Origin of the sequence: Proteiniphilum sp. UBA5384 (genome assembly GCF_002410825.1) — a bacterium.
Classification (GTDB): domain Bacteria; phylum Bacteroidota; class Bacteroidia; order Bacteroidales; family Dysgonomonadaceae; genus Proteiniphilum.
The window spans coordinates 72022-89186 of sequence record NZ_DHOS01000047.1; the positions used below are offsets into that span (position 1 = coordinate 72022).

Sequence of the window (17165 nt, forward strand, 5' to 3'; positions counted from 1 at the left end):
AATGATGGATATAAAAGTAGCAATTCAAATCGTGGACATCTATTTTTGCTCGTAAATATCATTGCTTCAATTTTATATATAGAGATTTTTTAAATTTAAGTGGACACTAATGTAAAAATCTAATCAATTACAATTCTTTATGATGCCACGACAAAAACCAATCATCATCCATTCAAAAGATACGCATATAATAAAAAAAGAGAAAAAACTTAGGGTCTCCTCTGTCGGGCGTGTCGTATATATAGAGAAGATAAATATGGAGGAAAATTTATGAATTCAGAGACGCTTCTAAGGTATATTAGGGAAATTGCTTCACCGGAGGAGATCAAACAGGTTGAAAGTTGGTTGCTTGAGGATAAAGAGAATGAGCAAACTTTATTGACATTGTCTAAAATATATTTCATGCAGCGAACAGAGGAACGGATCAAAAAGAGAGATATAAATGCTGCTTACGAAAAGACACAAAAACAGATTCGTAGAAACAGCATAAAAAGGACATTGCAGAGGAGCGTCGGCATAGCCGCCTCCTTCCTGGTTTTATTGGGTATATCTACTTTCCTCTATCTGAATAATCAGCAAATAGAACCCATTCTGTATACATTGCAATCAAAAGACAATCAAAGATGCACGACATTCCTTCTTCCTGACAGTACAGTTGTACATCTGAATGCGAATACTTCTTTAATATACACTTCTGAATACGGGCAGGCAGATAGGAAAGTAATTTTGGATGGAGAAGTATTCTTTGAAGTGAAAGCTGATAAGGAAAAACCATTTCTTGTAAATACGCCTGACAATCGAATGACCATAGAGGTGTTAGGAACCAGTTTTAATGTGCAGGCCTATGCAAATGATAATATTGCTCAAACTACATTGGTGACCGGAAGTATCCATATGCAGCTCAGCGACACGCAAGGCAGAAAAGAGGATAGAATATTGACCCCTTCAGATAGAGTGACGATCAATTTTGCAACGGGAGAAAGCATACAAGAGCATATCAATACAAACGATGCCCTTGCCTGGATGAAAAATAGCTTGGTGTTTAAAAATACACCGTTGGTTGAAGTGGCCCGCCAACTATCTATTTTTTATGATGTAGAATTTGAACTAAGAGGGGAAAGCCTCAAAGAATACCTTTTTACAGGATCATTTGAAAATAAATCTTTGTCCACAGTGTTGGACTATATGAAAATCTCGTCAGGAATAGAATCCAATATTGAAGAAACTTCTATTGTACTATATACGAAATGATGATTAACAATTTTAAACGATACTATATGTAGAAAAAACTGTAACAAAAAAACACAGGAAATATGTTACCAGCATATTTCCTGTGAAAACAATGCAACCATTATTTTTTTATCAACACAACACAAATGTATGAAAAAAGAAATCATTATCCAACTAGGGGAGAAGTGTAAGCTTTTCTTATTGGGCGTTAAAGTGCCATTATGTATGAAATTACTTTTGTTTTTATCTCTCTTTTCATTCTCTGTTGCCTTTGCATCCAATGTGAATGCACAGAAAAATATATTGTCGATTAATGTGAAGAATGAGTCTATTGCCCAGGTATTGGAGATGATAGAGAAGGAGACCGGCTATCAGTTTTATTACAATAGTAAACTGGTGGATGTGAATAAAAAAGTTTCTCTGACGGCAGAGTCTGAGGAATTGGTTTCTGTACTGAATGAACTGTTCACGTCATCGGATATTTCATATCGTATCATCGGCCAAGATATTATTCTTGCCCGGGAAGAGATGAGAACGGCAAAGTTAGATCAGGAAAAACAAGTTGAGGTAAGTGGAACTGTTATATTGGGGAATGATAATCAACCCGCCCCGGGTGTAACAGTGTCTGTAGCTGGTACCTCTATTGGTACGACTACAGATATTGATGGAAAATATAGTCTGATGGTCCCGGCTTCTACAGTGGAGATCACTTTTTCCTATATCGGCTATCGTACCAAAACGATTAAGGTGAAAGACAGACTACTTTTCCAGTTAGTTGTAATGGAGGAGTCGACAGAACTTCTTGATGAAGTGGTTGTAGTAGGGTTCGGTACCCAAAAGAAGGAAAGTCTGGTAGGAGCTATACAGGCGGTAAAACCATCGGAATTGAAAACTTCATCGAGTAACCTCACGACTGCATTTGCCGGAAGAATTGCCGGTGTAATCTCCACACAGGCTTCGGGAGAACCGGGTGCCGATGGTGCAAACTTCTGGATCAGGGGTATTTCAACCTTTGGAACCAATGCTTCTCCCCTTATTATCTTGGATGGTGTGGAGATTGTATCGGAAATGTTGAACTCGATAGCTCCCGAAACCATTGAATCGTTTTCTGTCTTGAAAGATGCTACTGCCACAGCTCTCTATGGAAGCCGTGGTGCGAATGGTGTATTGATTGTGACGACAAAGACCGGTTCCAATCTGGATAGAATGAATGTAAACGTGCGTGTGCAGACGGGCTTGTCCTCTCCTACCAAAGTACAGAAGATAGCCGATGGCGTAACCTATATGGAACGCTATAACGAAGCGATCGGTTATGATTACTATTCGAGGGATAAAATAGACAATACGCTTGCCGGAAACGACAAATATATTTATCCCAATAATGATTGGTATGGCTTGATGTTTAAAGATTTCACTTTTAATCAGAATGCCAATATCAATGTGACCGGTGGAAGCAAGAAAATAGACTATTTTCTGAATGCATCCATCCATAATGAAAATGGGATATTGAAAGATCAACCCGAATTTGGTTATAGCACCAATGTGGGATTGCAGAAATATTCTTTCCAAAGTAATGTCTCGTCGCTGATTACACCCACAACGAGGGTAGGTGTGAAAATGAATACGTTGTTGCAATATAATCACAGGCCCTATGAAAGTATCGACAATTTGTTCTACATGGCGATGAGGGCTAATCCTGTTGGCTTTCCTGTTACATTTCCTGCACAGCCGGGAGATGACTTCGTCCGTTTCGGAAATGCTCCTTCGTGGGCAGGTGGTGCCACCGATATAAACCCGGTTGCGTTGATGAGTAGAGGCTATGGAAACCGTTATCTCTCATATCTGACTACGGTTTTCAATGTGGACCAGGATTTGGCTTTCCTTACGGAAGGACTGAAAGCAAGATTCCAGGCTTCGTTTTATAACAAGACGTACGCGGCAACCTATCGCTATCTGACTCCACACTACTTCTGGTTGAATGCGGATGATCCTTTTACTACAGATGTAGATGGGAATCAAATATACAATGCTTCCTCCATCGGTCCTGATGGAACAAATTACTTGGCCACAAGCACGGGACGGGATGGGCATAGGGAATATGCATTGCAGGGAGCCATTGAATATAACAGAAGATTTAATAAAGTGCATGATGTGAATGCATTATTGGTATATCATCAGAAAGAGCGGGTAGATAATACACCGGATGCCAATGAATATCAGGTGCTTCCCTATAGGGAGCAGGGTATCGCAGGTAGAATTACCTATGGCTATGATCATCGCTATCTGTTTGAAGCCAATTTCGGATACAATGGATCCGAAAACTTCTTGCCTGAGCATCGTTGGGGTTTCTTCCCCTCCATGGCTATAGGTTGGAATATTTCTAACGAAGCATTCTTCGAACCATTGCAGGATAAAATTAACCTCTTAAAGGTAAGGGCCTCTTGGGGTAAGTCGGGGAATGACGCCCTTTCCAGCCGTTTCCCTTATTTGACAACGATTCTGACCAATCAAGATCTATATTTCTATTACGGAAGGGATATCCAGCGGGCAAAAGGGGCGACTATCAATACAATGGGGAATGAACTCGCCACTTGGGAAACCAGTACAAAAACCAATATCGGACTTGAATTGGGCTTGTTTTATGATTTAACCCTGATTGTGGATTTCTTTGAAGATAAACGCTCGGGTATTTTCATGCAGCGGCGTTCTATCCCTTCCAGTGCGGGTTATTCAGGTTCTTTGCCCTATGGAAACTTGGGAAAAGTGACCAACCAGGGCTTTGACGCTTCTCTTGAATACAATAAAGCCTTCAACAAAGACCTTATCCTTTCTTTGAGAGGATCGTTCACTTATGCGCATAATGAAGTGATAGCAAGAGACGAACCCCCGTTGTTATTCCCTTATACTTCTCAAATTGGTCACCCCATCAATACTATCTACGGATTGGTAGCAGATGGGTTGTTCAGCAGCTGGGATGAAATAAAGAATTCTCCGGTACAGGATTTTGAAAAAGATAAGATTGCTCCCGGCGATATTAAGTATGTCGATTTGAATGGAGACGGAATTATCGACCGCAATGATATCACTTCAATAGGTTATCCCACAAGACCGGAGATTATGTATGGCTTTGGTCCGTCGGTGAAATATCGTAATTGGGATTTCTCCTTCTTCCTGCAGGGGACAGGGCGTGTGTCACTACAGATGAACAATATGCATCCCTTTGTGAGCAATGAATATGCAGGATTGGGCATCACACAATGGATTGCGGATGAGCGCTGGAGTGAATCGTCACCCAATGCCAATGCAAACTATCCTCGTTTATCCGCCCAGTGGAACAGCAATAACACGCAAGTTTCCAGCTACTGGGTGAGAAATGCTTCTTATTTGAGATTGAAGAGTGCGGAAATTGGTTGGTCACATAAAAATATACGTCTCTATGTGACAGGAACCAATCTATTGACTTTCTCCAAATTTAAATATTGGGATCCGGAATTGGGTAGCGGGGATGGCTTGTCTTATCCCTTGCAGAGAACCGCCACGATTGGATGTCAGTTTAATTTCTAAAACTTATAGCAATGAAAAGAATTCTATTTTATATATGCTTGGTTTTGACCATTTTCTCTTGTGACTTTTTAGATGTGGTGCCCGAAGGACAGGCTACGTTAGATGACCTTTTTCGCTCTGAAAAAGATTGTGAGAAGTTTGTGTACTATATGTACCACAACATTCCAACCCATGGATATTGGAATTGGCTCCCCGATATGTTTGCCGGAGGAGATTTAATGACCGGTAGGGGAGGTACCACCCGTTGGTACAATTACAAGAGTATGTTGTATGGAGATGAGAGTGCCAACCAAACCTATTATGGAATGTGGGCGCCCGAATCAAGCGGTCCGACCGGTAAGACGAATTATGAAGTGTTCAAGGGGATCCGGTATGCCTACATCCTATTGGATAATATTGATAGGGTACCGAATATATCAGACGCGAACCATAGACAGTGGAGAGGCGAAGCTTATTGGTTGATTGCTTATTACCACCAAGTGCTGCTCGACTTTTATGGTCCGGTAACTATCCAGACAAAGGCTGTTTCATTGAATGCGACGGAGTTGGATATGTATCCGATAAGAGCGCCTTATGATGAGTGTGTGAATTTTATCGCCGACATGTGGGATGAGGCAGCCAACTTATTGCCGCCGACGAGAAATGACTATCAATTGGGGAGAGCCACCTCTGTGTCGGCATTGGCTTACAAGTCAAGGTTGCTGTTGCATGCAGCAAGCCCGCAATACAATGGGAATACGGCTGATTACGCTGATTTTAAAAATCCCGACGGGACCCAGCTGATGTCGTTGACTTACGACAAGGAAAAATGGGAAAGAGCCAGAAAGGCAGCTATGGATGCGATTCAGTTGGCAGAAAGCAATGGATATATCCTCTATGAAAATCAGTCTATTACACCCATCACTGAATTCGAACAGGGTGTGAAGAATTATCATGATGCATTTTGTGAGACTATCTGGAACGAAAAGGAGTTTTTCTTCTCTGGAGCATCCCAGACAGGGATAGAAGCATTTCAGCGCAACTCGGCCCCTCGTTTTCAATTACCCTATTCAACCGATGGATTCAGGAATCAGGTTACACCTACCTTTTATATGTTGAAGCAGTACTATACAAAGAATGGTCTTCCCTTGGATGTGGATCCCCTGACAGCAGGACAGAATTTGTATCAGGTGGCAGCCGGCGATAGTACCGCTTTGTTCCATAGAGACAGAGAGCCTCGTTTTTATGCCAATGTGGGATATGACAGAGGTGAGTATGATATCAATGGCACAACCATTATCCTGAAGATGAGAAAGGGGGAGACGCATGGAAGTACAGGAAATACCGCGCATGAATACCAAAGCCCTACCGGATACTTGAACAAGAAGTATATCCACAAGCAGCTTTTGTACAATCCATCCGACAAGTCGATTTCCTATAGAAAACTGGTTTTCCCTTATATCAGGTTGGCCGAACTATACCTGAACTATGCAGAAGCCGATTTTGAATATAACGGAGCTTTAAGTGCACAAAGTTTGGGGTACATCAATAAAATCAGGTCAAGAAGCCGATTGCCCAAGTTTGAAGATTCATGGGCTTTGGTAGGAGGAATCCCTACAGGAAAAAATTTGCAGAAAGTGATCCGTCAGGAACGCACGATAGAGTTGACCGCCGAGGGTAGATTGTATCACGATTCCCGCCGGTGGGGTATTGCAAAAGACATTGTGATGGCAAACCAGGAGGCTTGGAACTTGGAAGGCACAACCCAAAGTGCGTTTTATACTCTATCAACCATGCCGGAGAGTGGAGTGAGAAATTTTGTGCATCCCCAAAATATATGGTTGGCTTTTCCGCTCGATCAGTTGAATGTCAATTATAACTTGGTGCAAAACCCGGGGTACTAAACTATAAATATTCTAATCGTATGAAATATAGATTTTTATTTTTGTTATGGATTTTTCCTCTTGTATGGGGATGTGCAACTGACGGAGACCAAGTGAATGTGGAAGTTGAGCCAACTATATATATTGTGAAGAGCGGACTCCAGACAATGACGCTCAATGAACTTGAAGAAGGCTATCAGTTATGGGTATATAAAGGAGGATATGATGCGCAAAAGTCGACTGTTACTATTCATGTCGACGAAGAAGCGCTCGACAGCTATAATGAAGAGAATGGAACTGATTTCAGATTATTGCCGTCGTTCTCCTATGAAATGGAGACTTCTCTCACTTTGGACAATGAGAACCGCACGAATTATGTGAAAATAAAACTGAATTCGTCGCCGACAGGTGTGGGAGATGGTTATATCCTTCCTCTAAGCATTTCCTGTGCAAATCCGGCATGGATCAATGAAGCCAAGAAAACAATGTTATTACAAACCATTGTACCCAACGAACTGAATATTGCCAGTTATAATATAGAGTATAACAATCTAAATAGTGCCGGTGGACCATGGTCTTCCAGGAAGATACTGGTGGGAAGAATGTTTCAGCAATACGATTTTGATATCGTGGGGGTGCAGGAGCCCGATAAAGAACAACTGGACGATATCAGGTCGGCAGCTCCCGGTTATGACTATTTGGGAACGGGGGCTACTGGAAGTGTGGCTGTTTTTTATAAAAGAGATAGGTTCGAAGTGATTGAAAGTGATATCTTCTGGTTGTCTCCCACTCCTGACATACCCGGGAAGGGTTGGGATGCCTATCACCCGAGAAAGTGCCGCTGGGTGCATTTCAAGGACATGAATAGCGACAAGGAGTTTTACTTCTTCAACATCCATATGGATCACGTGGGAGTGGAGGCGCGCATGAAGAGCACGGAGTTGGTATTGGAAAAAATACCCGAGATTGCAGGCAATTATCCTGCTATCCTGACAGGTGATTTTAATTTCAACCAAAATGATGCAAATTACAATACATTGGAACATTCGGGCGTGCTGAAAGATTCGTATGTGATTGCTCCCGAGCATCTCAATAAAGAGAAGGGAACGCATAACGCCTACAATCCTGCATATACTTCAACAGCAAGGATCGACCATATATTCCTGTATAACGCTTCGTTCTTGAATGTCAAAACGCATGAGATAATCACCACCACTTTTGAGGGTAAATTCCCTTCAGACCATTGCCCCGTGAGAGTGATTCTTGAAGTGAAGTAGTTATGTTAGATATGAAACATATTTTTATCATAAGTATAGCCCTTATTTCCCTGTCTGCTTGTGGATACCCGAAGGCGAGAGAGCTAACCTTGAAAGTATCATCCTACAACATCAGGTATGATGCCCCCAAGGATATTGAAACCGGAAATGGCTGGGATGTGAGAAAGCCATATTTGGCGAAAGTAATCCTGGATCACGATTTTGATATTGTAGGGACACAAGAGGGTGACAGTGCCCAGTTGGTAGATATGAAGGATCTTCTACCCGGTTATGATTATGTGGGACATCCATACGGCGGGAGAACGCATGATTTACACAGTTGTGCCATTTTTTATAAGAAGTCGAAATACGATCTGCTTGATGAGGGTGTCTTCTGGTTCAGCGAAACGCCCGACGAGCCTAGTATCGGCTGGGACGCGAGTGATCGGCGTATCTGTTATTGGGCGAAATTCAAGGATGTGGAGACAGATATCGAATTCTACTTCTTTACCGCGCATTTTTATTGGAGAATGCACCTTGCAAAAGAGAACTCGGGACCGCTGATGACCCGGAAGGTGCGGGAAATAGCGGGTGATGCCCCGGTAATCAGTACAGGGGATTATAATTCCTTATCCAACACTTCGCAGATCCAGGCTATTCTGACAGAACTTAGGGATGCTTATGTAATTACTGAAACACCTCCCGTAGGCCCTGAAGATACCAACCTCGGAGGGGGGATTTTTCAGGGTGAACCCGAAGGAAGAATAGACTTTATTTTTGTAAGCGATCATTTCAAGGTCATGAATTATGCTACATTGACCGATATGTATGGTGATGATCGATACCCGTCAGATCATTTGCCCATCGTTTCGGAATTATCAATCCCATTAAAATGAGATGATGAAGAGAATCGGTATAATTTCAATTTCTTTTATCCTGTTGTTCCTCTCTTCCATAGCCATAAAGGCTGGTACGGCTGATAGGGAAGGTATAACTATCAACATGCAGACCGAGAAGCTGTCGATGATTATGACAGTAGGTAAGGATAGTGTAGTCTACTTTCATCATTTTGGGAGAAAGATAGGCGATGCCTCCCCTTACTTGAATAAACAGACTTATCGGAGAGCGGATTATGGTACTGATCCACATGCCTATCTTGCAGCCGGTGGCCGCAATTATCGTGAGCCGGCATTGCGTGTGACTCATTCTGATGGTGATCTGAATACCGAACTGGCTTATGTGGGGCATCAGCAGAAGATGCTTGGCGACGACAATGTGGTGCAGACGACCATCACCCTGCAGGATAAGAAATTGCCGTTGATAGTCGAACTGGTAGTAACTGCTTATGTGAGGGAGAATGTATTTACCCAGAGGGTGAATATAATTAACCGGCAAAAACAGCCGGTTGTCTTGCATAGTTTTTACTCCTCCTATCTGCCTATGCGTGCAAAGAACTATTATCTCAATTCTTTTCACGGGGCGTGGGCACATGAAATGTTCATGGAAGAATCACTGTTGAGCCATGGTGTAAAATCGATAGAGAACAGGATGGGAATACGTACTACCCATACCGAAAATCCCTCTTTCGTGCTGGCACTGGATATGCCGCTCAATGAGCATACGGGAGATGCGATTGGAGGAGCTTTGGCATGGTCAGGAAATTACAAGATGAACTTTCAGGTAGATGAGTTTGATATCTTGAGTATCACGGCCGGGATAAACCCTTATGCCTCATCATATACATTGGAGGAAGGAGAAATATTCCATACCCCTGAGATGATTTATACCTATAGCACTGACGGAGCCGGTGGTGTCAGCCGCAATCTGCATGACTGGGCACGCTATTACCAGGTGTATGATGCCGCTACCATTCGCCCGACTCTGTTAAATAGTTGGGAAGGTGCCTATTTTAATTTCGAGGAGAAGACTATTACCGATATGATTGATGATGCTGCCGGTATGGGACTTGAAATGTTTGTGTTGGATGATGGTTGGTTCGGAAATAAATATCCGCGCAGCGGTACGGGGCAAGGGTTGGGTGATTGGCAGGTGACAAGGAATAAATTACCACGAGGTATATCCCATCTGGCCGATTATGCGGTAAATAAAGGACTACGATTCGGTATCTGGATAGAGCCGGAAATGGTAAATCCGAAAAGTGAGTTGGCGGAACAACATCCCGACTGGATTGTGCAGGTGAAGGGGCGCCCTGTACCTGCTACCCGCAACCAGTGGTTGCTCGATCTGACGAACCCGGAAGTGCAGGATTTTGTCTTCGGTGTGTTTGACAATGTGATGCAACAGTCGAAAAATATCTCCTATATTAAATGGGATGCCAATAGGCATGTACAGTCGGTGGGTTCTTATTATCTCCCCGAGGATAAACAATCTCATTTCTGGATCAAATATATACAGGGGTTATATAGCGTATATGAAAGGATTAGGGCTAAATACCCGGATGTGCTGATCCAGGCCTGCTCGTCGGGTGGTGGACGGATGGATTATGGTGCATTGAAATACCATCAGGAAGTATGGACGAGCGACAATACTGACGCACGTAGCCGCATCTTCATCCAGTACGGGACCAATATGATTTATCCGGCACTGGTCACCGGTTCCCATGTATCCGCAGTACCCAACCACCAGACAGGAAATGTGACCCCATTGAAATTTCGTTTCGACATGGCGATGAGTGGTCGTTTCGGAATGGAGTTGCAACCCAAGGATTTGTCGGAAAAAGAAAAGGAATTCGCGAAAGTGGCCATTGAGAACTATAAAGGTATCAGGGATATTGTCATGGAGGGCGATCTTTACCGGATCATTTCTCCCTACGAGGGGAAAGGCCTGTATGCTATCATGTATGTAAGCAAGGACAAGAAACGGGCAGTCGTGTTTGATTACTGTTTCGAGTACCGGGGACGTACAGGTAATTCTAAAGCTGTCAAATTATATGGTCTTGACCCAACAAGGCAATATCGAATTACTGAACTGAACGTAGAAAAATCCACTTTCTGGGGAAATAACCAACTCTTCAAAGGTGAATACCTGATCAACGAGGGTATTAATCCCAAACTGGAGAAGATGTATGAAAGTGCACTCTTTCTTCTGGAAGAAGTGGAGTGATATAAATATTATTTTAAGCCTAAAACAAAAAAGAAATATGAAGAAGCTATTTTTGAATGTATTGGCTGCAACCCTGTTGGTGTTGACCGGTTGTAGTACAGATTCCGATGTGGAAGAGCCGAAAGTTGAGGAAAAGGAGGGATATATCTCTTTTGCATTGAGTATGCCATCACAATTGACCGAAGGTAATGACTTGAATGGTATCACTAAATGGGAAATAGACGATCAAATCCAGTACTATATAGAGTCCGGAGAGAATATTGTCTCAGAAGTGGTGAAATTGAAAGAGATAGATATCAAAGATAGGGGTAAAACGGCGATGCTCTCGGTGAAATTACCCGAAGGTGAGGCAAATATTAATGTGTATGGCATATATGCCGGTGGTGGAGAAAGCGCGGGTAATACAAAGGTGAAGTTACCGACTGATTATGCTGCGAAAGACTTGAATGAGGTGCCGATAGTGTTGCGCTTTGTCAAAGAAAATATTGCCAGAAGCTCCAAGGGACAGATTGTACTGCTTGAGCATGTGGGTGTACTACTCTCAGTTGAACTGAAAAATGAAAGTGATCAGGATTGGAATAATATAGCGAAGGTGCAGCTCGTGCCGGTAGCTCCGGCGACTGCTGTTGGGGTATATAAAAGTGATGTGGTTTTCGACTTTGTGGCTGGTAGATTTGAAGATAGCGCTGCAGAAGAGGTGAAGGCTTTGACTTTTGCATTGTCTGTTCCGGTCAATATTGCAAAGGATGCCTCTCAACAGTTCTGGGGCTGGTTCGCTCCCAATGGTGAGGCTTTGCCCGAGATGAAACTGAAAGTCCTTGATGCAAATGATAATGTGCTTGCACAGAGTGCAAACAGCATACTGGCAGAAAACGAAACTACAGAAAAAGGGAGTGTTCTTTATTTCCCTGCTTCGTATGATGGAGATAAGCTGCTGTTGACAGAAGGGACGAGCAACAGTACTCCGGTTACGGAAATAACAATCAATAAAGAGAAAGCGACGTTGTACAAGACAGAAAGCCTGGAGATTACTGTACTGTCTGTGTTGCCTGAAGAGGCAGATAACAAGACAATGGTATGGAGCAGCAGTAATCCGGCTGTGGCTGAAGTAGATCAAACCGGGAAAGTGCAGGCCAAATCTGCCGGAGAGACAACCATCACAGTAACCGCTGCAGATGAGAGCGGTGTTTTTGCTTCTTGCAAGATTGTGGTGACTGATACCTACAATGTGATGCTTATTGGTAATCACTTCCTTGATGAGGCAGTGAATAACCATTTATTGGAAATAATCCGGGAAACAAACATAAAAGATAAGATAAATATCTCGTGGATGTATAAGTCGGATTATACCCTTAAGATGCATTATCAGGATCGTGTAAAGACGCACTACTATTACTGGTATTCTGAACTCCAAAGGGACGAGCCAATTGCAGACTTCAGGTACTGGACGAGAGAAAGTAGTAAATCCCTTGAAGGAATATATCCAGCGAAAGAATGGAACTTGGTTGTATTGGCGGAAGATGCAGGTACGAAGGATGAGTTTGATTATCTTTGGAAATGGGATAACGATCAGAAAAAGACGATGGAAGATTTCATGGGTTGGCTTTTGGAGAAACAGCAAGGTGTACCCAAGACTGCCTATATGATACCGCAACCGTTGACCAATAAAGGGTGGTGGGGCGCCATATTGACCAAGCACTTTGAGGACTCTCAGGAGAAAATGTATGATGCCATTATTGGACGTACGCAGCGTATGCTGAATGATATTGATTTTGATTTCGTTATTTCCAAAGCATCCGTGATACAGAATCTTCGCTCTTCATCGATGAATGATGCCACATTCCTGACTGCATCGAATGGGCTGTTGAATGAATATGCCCGTTATGCATCGGCTTGCCTGATTTTTGAAACGCTCTTTGGAGATGTTTTTAATGTTACAGTGAAAGGAAATGGCTACAGGTCTGCCGCAGGCAAGATAACAGATGAGAGTGCGCCATACGCGTGGGAGGCAGCACGTCGTGCAAAGGAGACCCCATTTGAGGTACAATCAATGGATATATGGACCCCTTGAGGGACTGATTTATCCCATACGATCGATGCAAATTGAATGATAAAAAGTAAAAAATAATTACATGAAAATCTATAGATTCACACTTCTCCTCCTGGTACTGTTTGTAGCCTGTGGAAACGAAACGGATGATCCCATTAATAAGGGAGGAGATAATAACGCTGATCCCGATCCGGTGAAAGTTACCGGAGTAAGTCTCGATATAGACAAGATCACCCTTTATAAAGATGAGGAATTGTCTCTTGTAGCAACCATCCTTCCGGAGAATGCCACCGACAAAAGTATGGAATGGAAAAGCAGTGCCCCGGAAATAGCCAGAGTGGATAAATCGGGTAAGATTATACCGCAAAAAGAAGGTGAGGCCCGCATCACGGTGAAGACGGCAGATGGAGAGAAGCAGGCTTCATGTCTTGTGTATGTGACCGGAACTTACAACGTGCTGCACATAGGTAATAGCTTTACCCAAGATGCTATCGAGAATCATTATGCCGACCTGATTGCCAAATCGGGTATTACAGATAAGGTTTTCTTGTCATGGCTGCACAAAGGAGGCAGAACGGTAGCGGAACATAGTGAGAAATATAAAGTTTCGGATGCTCCGGAGTATAACGAATATTACTACCAGATCATGAAACCCTCCGGAAATACAATGAAATGGGAGCATGTTCAGCCTTCAGGCACGGGCAATTCCCCTAAAGTGGTGAAAGCTACGCAATGGAACTTGATTACCATACAGGAGCATACCGGGACTAAGGATGCCTGGGAATGGAACGACAGGCACCGTAATAATCTGGAAGGCCTGATTCAAAACATCCGGAAAGATCAGAAAGGAGCCCCCAAGATAATATATGTAATGGCGGTGGCGTATGGTGATCCGGCGAAGATGGTTAGCAGTTCTGAAATCAAGACAATGGTACTGCAAGATCATTTTCAGTCTGATCAAAAGAAGATGTATGATGTGATTGTGGATCGGGCAAAGAAAGCGATTGCCGCGACGTCTGTCGACGGTGTGATTGCCACCGGTACCATGTTGCAAAACCTCCGTACTTCATCGGCAAATACGCCGGTGGATCTTACGCGCGACGGGTATCATATGGATAAGGGGATAGCACGTTATGGCGCTGCATGTACATTCTTCGAGAGCATTTTTACGCCTGTATTTGGTGTCAAGCTCGACGGAAGTTACGCGAATACCAGTTCAAATACAGCCATTGGGGATAATTATACCACGCCTGTTACCACAATCAACGGTCCGTTGGCACTTAAGGCTGCCCGGTCTGCTATCGAAAAGCCATTTGAAATAACGCCTATGACTGATTGAAATTGATTGAAATGTCTTATCTTTGTTAAGCTGGCTTTTACAAAAATAAGATATGAAGAAAATTTTAGTATTGGGATTGTTGCTGTTGGCTGTGACGGGTCTTTCCGCACAGCAATCCTCCATTATTGAGAATGTATTGGTCAGTAGTGTAGAAACGAAAGTAGCTTCTATGCAGAAACTCATCGGTTTTGACGATGCGCAGGCGGAAAAACTCATGGAAATGGAATTACATTTCCTGAAGGAAGTGAACAAAACTGAAAACTGTTTTTTATGCCGCAAACAAAAACGGATTGAAAAATTGAAACAGAAACGGGATACCGAATTGCAGAAAATATTGGAACGTGACCAGTATATCAAATATGATGCGATTGAAAATGACCGGGTAAAGAAACAGTCGTTATGGTTACAATAAAAAAAGAGGCTTACAAAGCCTCTTTTTCATTATAGGAAGATACTTGTTCCTCCAATTTTAGTTTTGTAATTCCCTCAATTCCAAGAAATCCTCAGTAGTCAAATTGTGCTCGATAACTACGGGTTTAGACATATCTATAGGATTGGCTACTTTCCGGCTAATTAACCGGGTGATGCTTATCGATCTGATCTCCTTGGGCTGGTAATCGGGGTCACCTGAAATCAAGTAAAGGGCTTGTCCCAATAAGACATCTTTGGGATCACCAATAGGAGTCCATTGTATGAGTTTGCCAAACCCCTCTTCCAATGGATAATCGGGAGCCAGATACCCTGGATTACTGAAACTTTCTCCCTCCCAATTGGCATATTGTGCCACAATAGGTTGCATCGCCCAATTTTTCAGGACTTCCTTATTTTTAGAGGATAATTTTTGGGAATCGTATACAGGTACTCCCAAGTCGTCGTCATATCCGTGAATCGTCCATGAAGCTGTGTATTTTCCACCTGTCTTGCTCCCAATATGGACCACATCCATATAGGATTTTAGGCAGAATGTAATCAGTTCCGAAGCGGAATAGGAGCCATTTGTAGCGATAATGTAGACTTTGTCCAAATCGAGATTCGCTTCCATAGGATTTGCCTCTACCCGTTGATCGTATTCTCCTAAATACTGTTTTCTATCGTATTTATACTTATCTGCCGGCTTTGCTTCATTATACCACTTGTCGAAAGATGAGTTCAACAGTTTGTTGTAGTTCATCATAACGAAGGGGGAATTCGCTTTCACTGCACTCTCCGGTGCGATCAAAGAAGCCAGGTAGAGGGCTGCGGATGCGGCTCCCCCGGTGTTATAGCGTAAATCCAATACCAAGTCGGTTATACCTTGTTGTTTGAAATTTTGAAATACTTCAAACAGGTGATTATTATAGTTGTCATAGAAGTCGGTATAAAACAGGTAACCGATCTTTTTATCTCCGATTTCATACACATTGTCGTATAATACAGGATTTTTCGCACTCTTATCAGGTGTGATGGTTATTTCCTTATCGTGAACGATTTGATCTTCTGAGAATTTATAGATATTGAATGTGACGGTATTATTGCCATAAAGTAGATTTATAGCACTGGAAGCAACATAAGTATCTCCATCCCGTCTTTCGGTTTTGATAGGTTGCCCATTGAGTTCCTTGATTAAGTCGAGTCGTTTTAACCCGGCTTTTGCTGCTGGTGTGTTGGAATACACATATTTGATAAAAGCATAAGCAGTATTGTTGCCCTCCTTATCCTCAATAAACTCCAGATCGTAACCAAACGAAAGGTCTGTGCCTGAAAACCCGGCAAGAAGCGCATTTACATCATCTGTGATCCAGGACCATCCATGCTCCGAGTCTGTGCTATGGAGGACTTTTTTGAAGTATGCCTTCGGATCGGTATCGTTGGATGTGGGTTTTTTTCTTGTCATATCGTCTGCCCAAAAATAATAGGTGGATAAACCGTCATATACAAATTGGGATACAACTGCGGAATCCTTATCCGATAAGCCATTTTCATCACTTCTTTCGCAAGAGGTATGAATAATGCCAATTATTGATCCCCAAAATAAAAGAAGATATATTCGTTTCATATTATAATATTTTAGATATTTAATATCCCTTTGCCTTGTCGTATGATTTCCGGTTCATCGGAAGTACAATCCACTATCGTGGAGGGTTCAATTCCTCCGAAACCTCCGTCGATAACGATATCGGCAATTTCTCCCCATTTCTCGTGGATTAGTTCGGGATCGGTGGTATATTCCATTTCATCATTTTCATCCTTTACAGATGTGCTTAGCACCGGATTTCCGAGTTGCGCTACTATCTCACGGATGATATTATTATCGGGCACGCGAATTCCTACGGTTTTCTTGTTTTTATAAATCTTGGGTAGCGATGAGGTAGTGGGCAAAATAAAGGTAAAGGGGCCGGGCAGATTCCGCTTCATCAGCTTAAAGACGGGAGTGCTCACCTTGGCATATTCACTGATAATGCTCAAATCGTTGCAGATGATCGACAAATTACTTTTTTGGGGATTAATCCCTTTCAACCCGCATATTTTCTCTACCGCTCGCACATTTAATGCATCACATCCCATGCCGTAGAGAGTATCGGTGGGATAAATGACAATACCTCCTTCATGAAGCACGGAAATCACTTTTTCTAATTCCCGCGGATTCGGGTTCTCATTATATAATTTCAGAAGCATAGCGGCAAATATACGTGATAAAAATGGATTATAGCTCAGATGTATAAAAAAATAGCTTCAACCGTATAGGTCAAAGCTATTTTATT

11 protein-coding genes are annotated in these 17165 nt (G+C 42.6%); 9 read left to right on the top strand and 2 right to left on the bottom strand.

What is annotated here, in order from left to right; genetic code table 11:
• The first annotated feature begins 270 nt into the window (after nt 1-270).
• From B4G81_RS09120 to B4G81_RS09160, 9 genes are all read left to right on the top strand, one after another.
• On the top strand, nt 271-1251 hold the full coding sequence (locus B4G81_RS09120; protein ID WP_294081746.1) for a FecR family protein: 981 nt from the start codon (nt 271-273) through the stop codon (nt 1249-1251).
• Between the two features lie 204 nt (nt 1252-1455).
• Entirely contained in the window at nt 1456-4794 is a 3339-nt protein-coding gene (locus B4G81_RS09125; RefSeq protein ID WP_294081748.1) for a TonB-dependent receptor, read from the top strand.
• An 11-nt stretch (nt 4795-4805) separates the two neighbouring features.
• Nucleotides 4806-6677, top strand: a complete 1872-nt coding sequence (locus B4G81_RS09130) for a RagB/SusD family nutrient uptake outer membrane protein (RefSeq protein WP_294081750.1) — start codon at nt 4806-4808, stop codon at nt 6675-6677.
• A gap of 20 nt (nt 6678-6697) precedes the next feature.
• Nucleotides 6698-7933: a BT_3987 domain-containing protein gene (locus B4G81_RS09135; protein WP_294081752.1), complete on the top strand. Its 1236-nt coding sequence runs from the start codon at nt 6698-6700 to the stop codon at nt 7931-7933.
• A gap of 11 nt (nt 7934-7944) precedes the next feature.
• Complete coding sequence (locus B4G81_RS09140) at nt 7945-8808, top strand: endonuclease/exonuclease/phosphatase family protein (RefSeq protein ID WP_294081754.1); 864 nt, start codon at nt 7945-7947, stop codon at nt 8806-8808.
• Between the two features lies 1 nt (nt 8809).
• Nucleotides 8810-11035 carry an alpha-galactosidase gene (locus tag B4G81_RS09145; RefSeq protein WP_294081756.1) on the top strand — a complete coding sequence of 742 codons (2226 nt, stop codon included), beginning with the start codon at nt 8810-8812 and terminating at the stop codon, nt 11033-11035.
• 37 nt (nt 11036-11072) lie between these two features.
• The gene (locus B4G81_RS09150; protein ID WP_294081757.1) at nt 11073-13106 is read left to right on the top strand and encodes an Ig-like domain-containing protein; all 2034 of its coding nucleotides are present in this window, start codon (nt 11073-11075) and stop codon (nt 13104-13106) included.
• A gap of 61 nt (nt 13107-13167) precedes the next feature.
• Nucleotides 13168-14424, top strand: coding sequence for a DUF4886 domain-containing protein (locus B4G81_RS09155; protein WP_294081760.1), 1257 nt, complete (start codon nt 13168-13170; stop codon nt 14422-14424).
• Between the two features lie 52 nt (nt 14425-14476).
• Nucleotides 14477-14836, top strand: a complete 360-nt coding sequence (locus tag B4G81_RS09160; protein ID WP_294081763.1) for a hypothetical protein — start codon at nt 14477-14479, stop codon at nt 14834-14836.
• A gap of 57 nt (nt 14837-14893) precedes the next feature.
• Here B4G81_RS09160 and B4G81_RS09165 read toward each other — a convergent pair whose 3' ends face one another.
• Nucleotides 14894-16459 (bottom strand): S41 family peptidase, encoded by a 1566-nt coding sequence (locus B4G81_RS09165; protein ID WP_294081765.1) that lies wholly within the window; start codon nt 16457-16459, stop codon nt 14894-14896.
• Between the two features lie 11 nt (nt 16460-16470).
• Nucleotides 16471-17079, bottom strand: a complete 609-nt coding sequence (locus B4G81_RS09170) for an L-threonylcarbamoyladenylate synthase (RefSeq protein WP_294081767.1) — start codon at nt 17077-17079, stop codon at nt 16471-16473.
• Nucleotides 17080-17165: the final 86 nt, after the last annotated feature.

Coding starts and splice junctions, on each gene's coding strand:
- B4G81_RS09135 (WP_294081752.1), top strand. CDS start 6,698: ATGAAATATAGATTTTTATTTTTGTTATGGATTTTTCCTCTTGTATGG.
- B4G81_RS09120 (WP_294081746.1), top strand. CDS start 271: ATGAATTCAGAGACGCTTCTAAGGTATATTAGGGAAATTGCTTCACCG.
- B4G81_RS09150 (WP_294081757.1), top strand. CDS start 11,073: ATGAAGAAGCTATTTTTGAATGTATTGGCTGCAACCCTGTTGGTGTTG.
- B4G81_RS09160 (WP_294081763.1), top strand. CDS start 14,477: ATGAAGAAAATTTTAGTATTGGGATTGTTGCTGTTGGCTGTGACGGGT.
- B4G81_RS09170 (WP_294081767.1), bottom strand. CDS start 17,079: ATGCTTCTGAAATTATATAATGAGAACCCGAATCCGCGGGAATTAGAA.
- B4G81_RS09140 (WP_294081754.1), top strand. CDS start 7,945: ATGAAACATATTTTTATCATAAGTATAGCCCTTATTTCCCTGTCTGCT.
- B4G81_RS09130 (WP_294081750.1), top strand. CDS start 4,806: ATGAAAAGAATTCTATTTTATATATGCTTGGTTTTGACCATTTTCTCT.
- B4G81_RS09125 (WP_294081748.1), top strand. CDS start 1,456: ATGAAATTACTTTTGTTTTTATCTCTCTTTTCATTCTCTGTTGCCTTT.
- B4G81_RS09165 (WP_294081765.1), bottom strand. CDS start 16,459: ATGAAACGAATATATCTTCTTTTATTTTGGGGATCAATAATTGGCATT.
- B4G81_RS09155 (WP_294081760.1), top strand. CDS start 13,168: ATGAAAATCTATAGATTCACACTTCTCCTCCTGGTACTGTTTGTAGCC.
- B4G81_RS09145 (WP_294081756.1), top strand. CDS start 8,810: ATGATGAAGAGAATCGGTATAATTTCAATTTCTTTTATCCTGTTGTTC.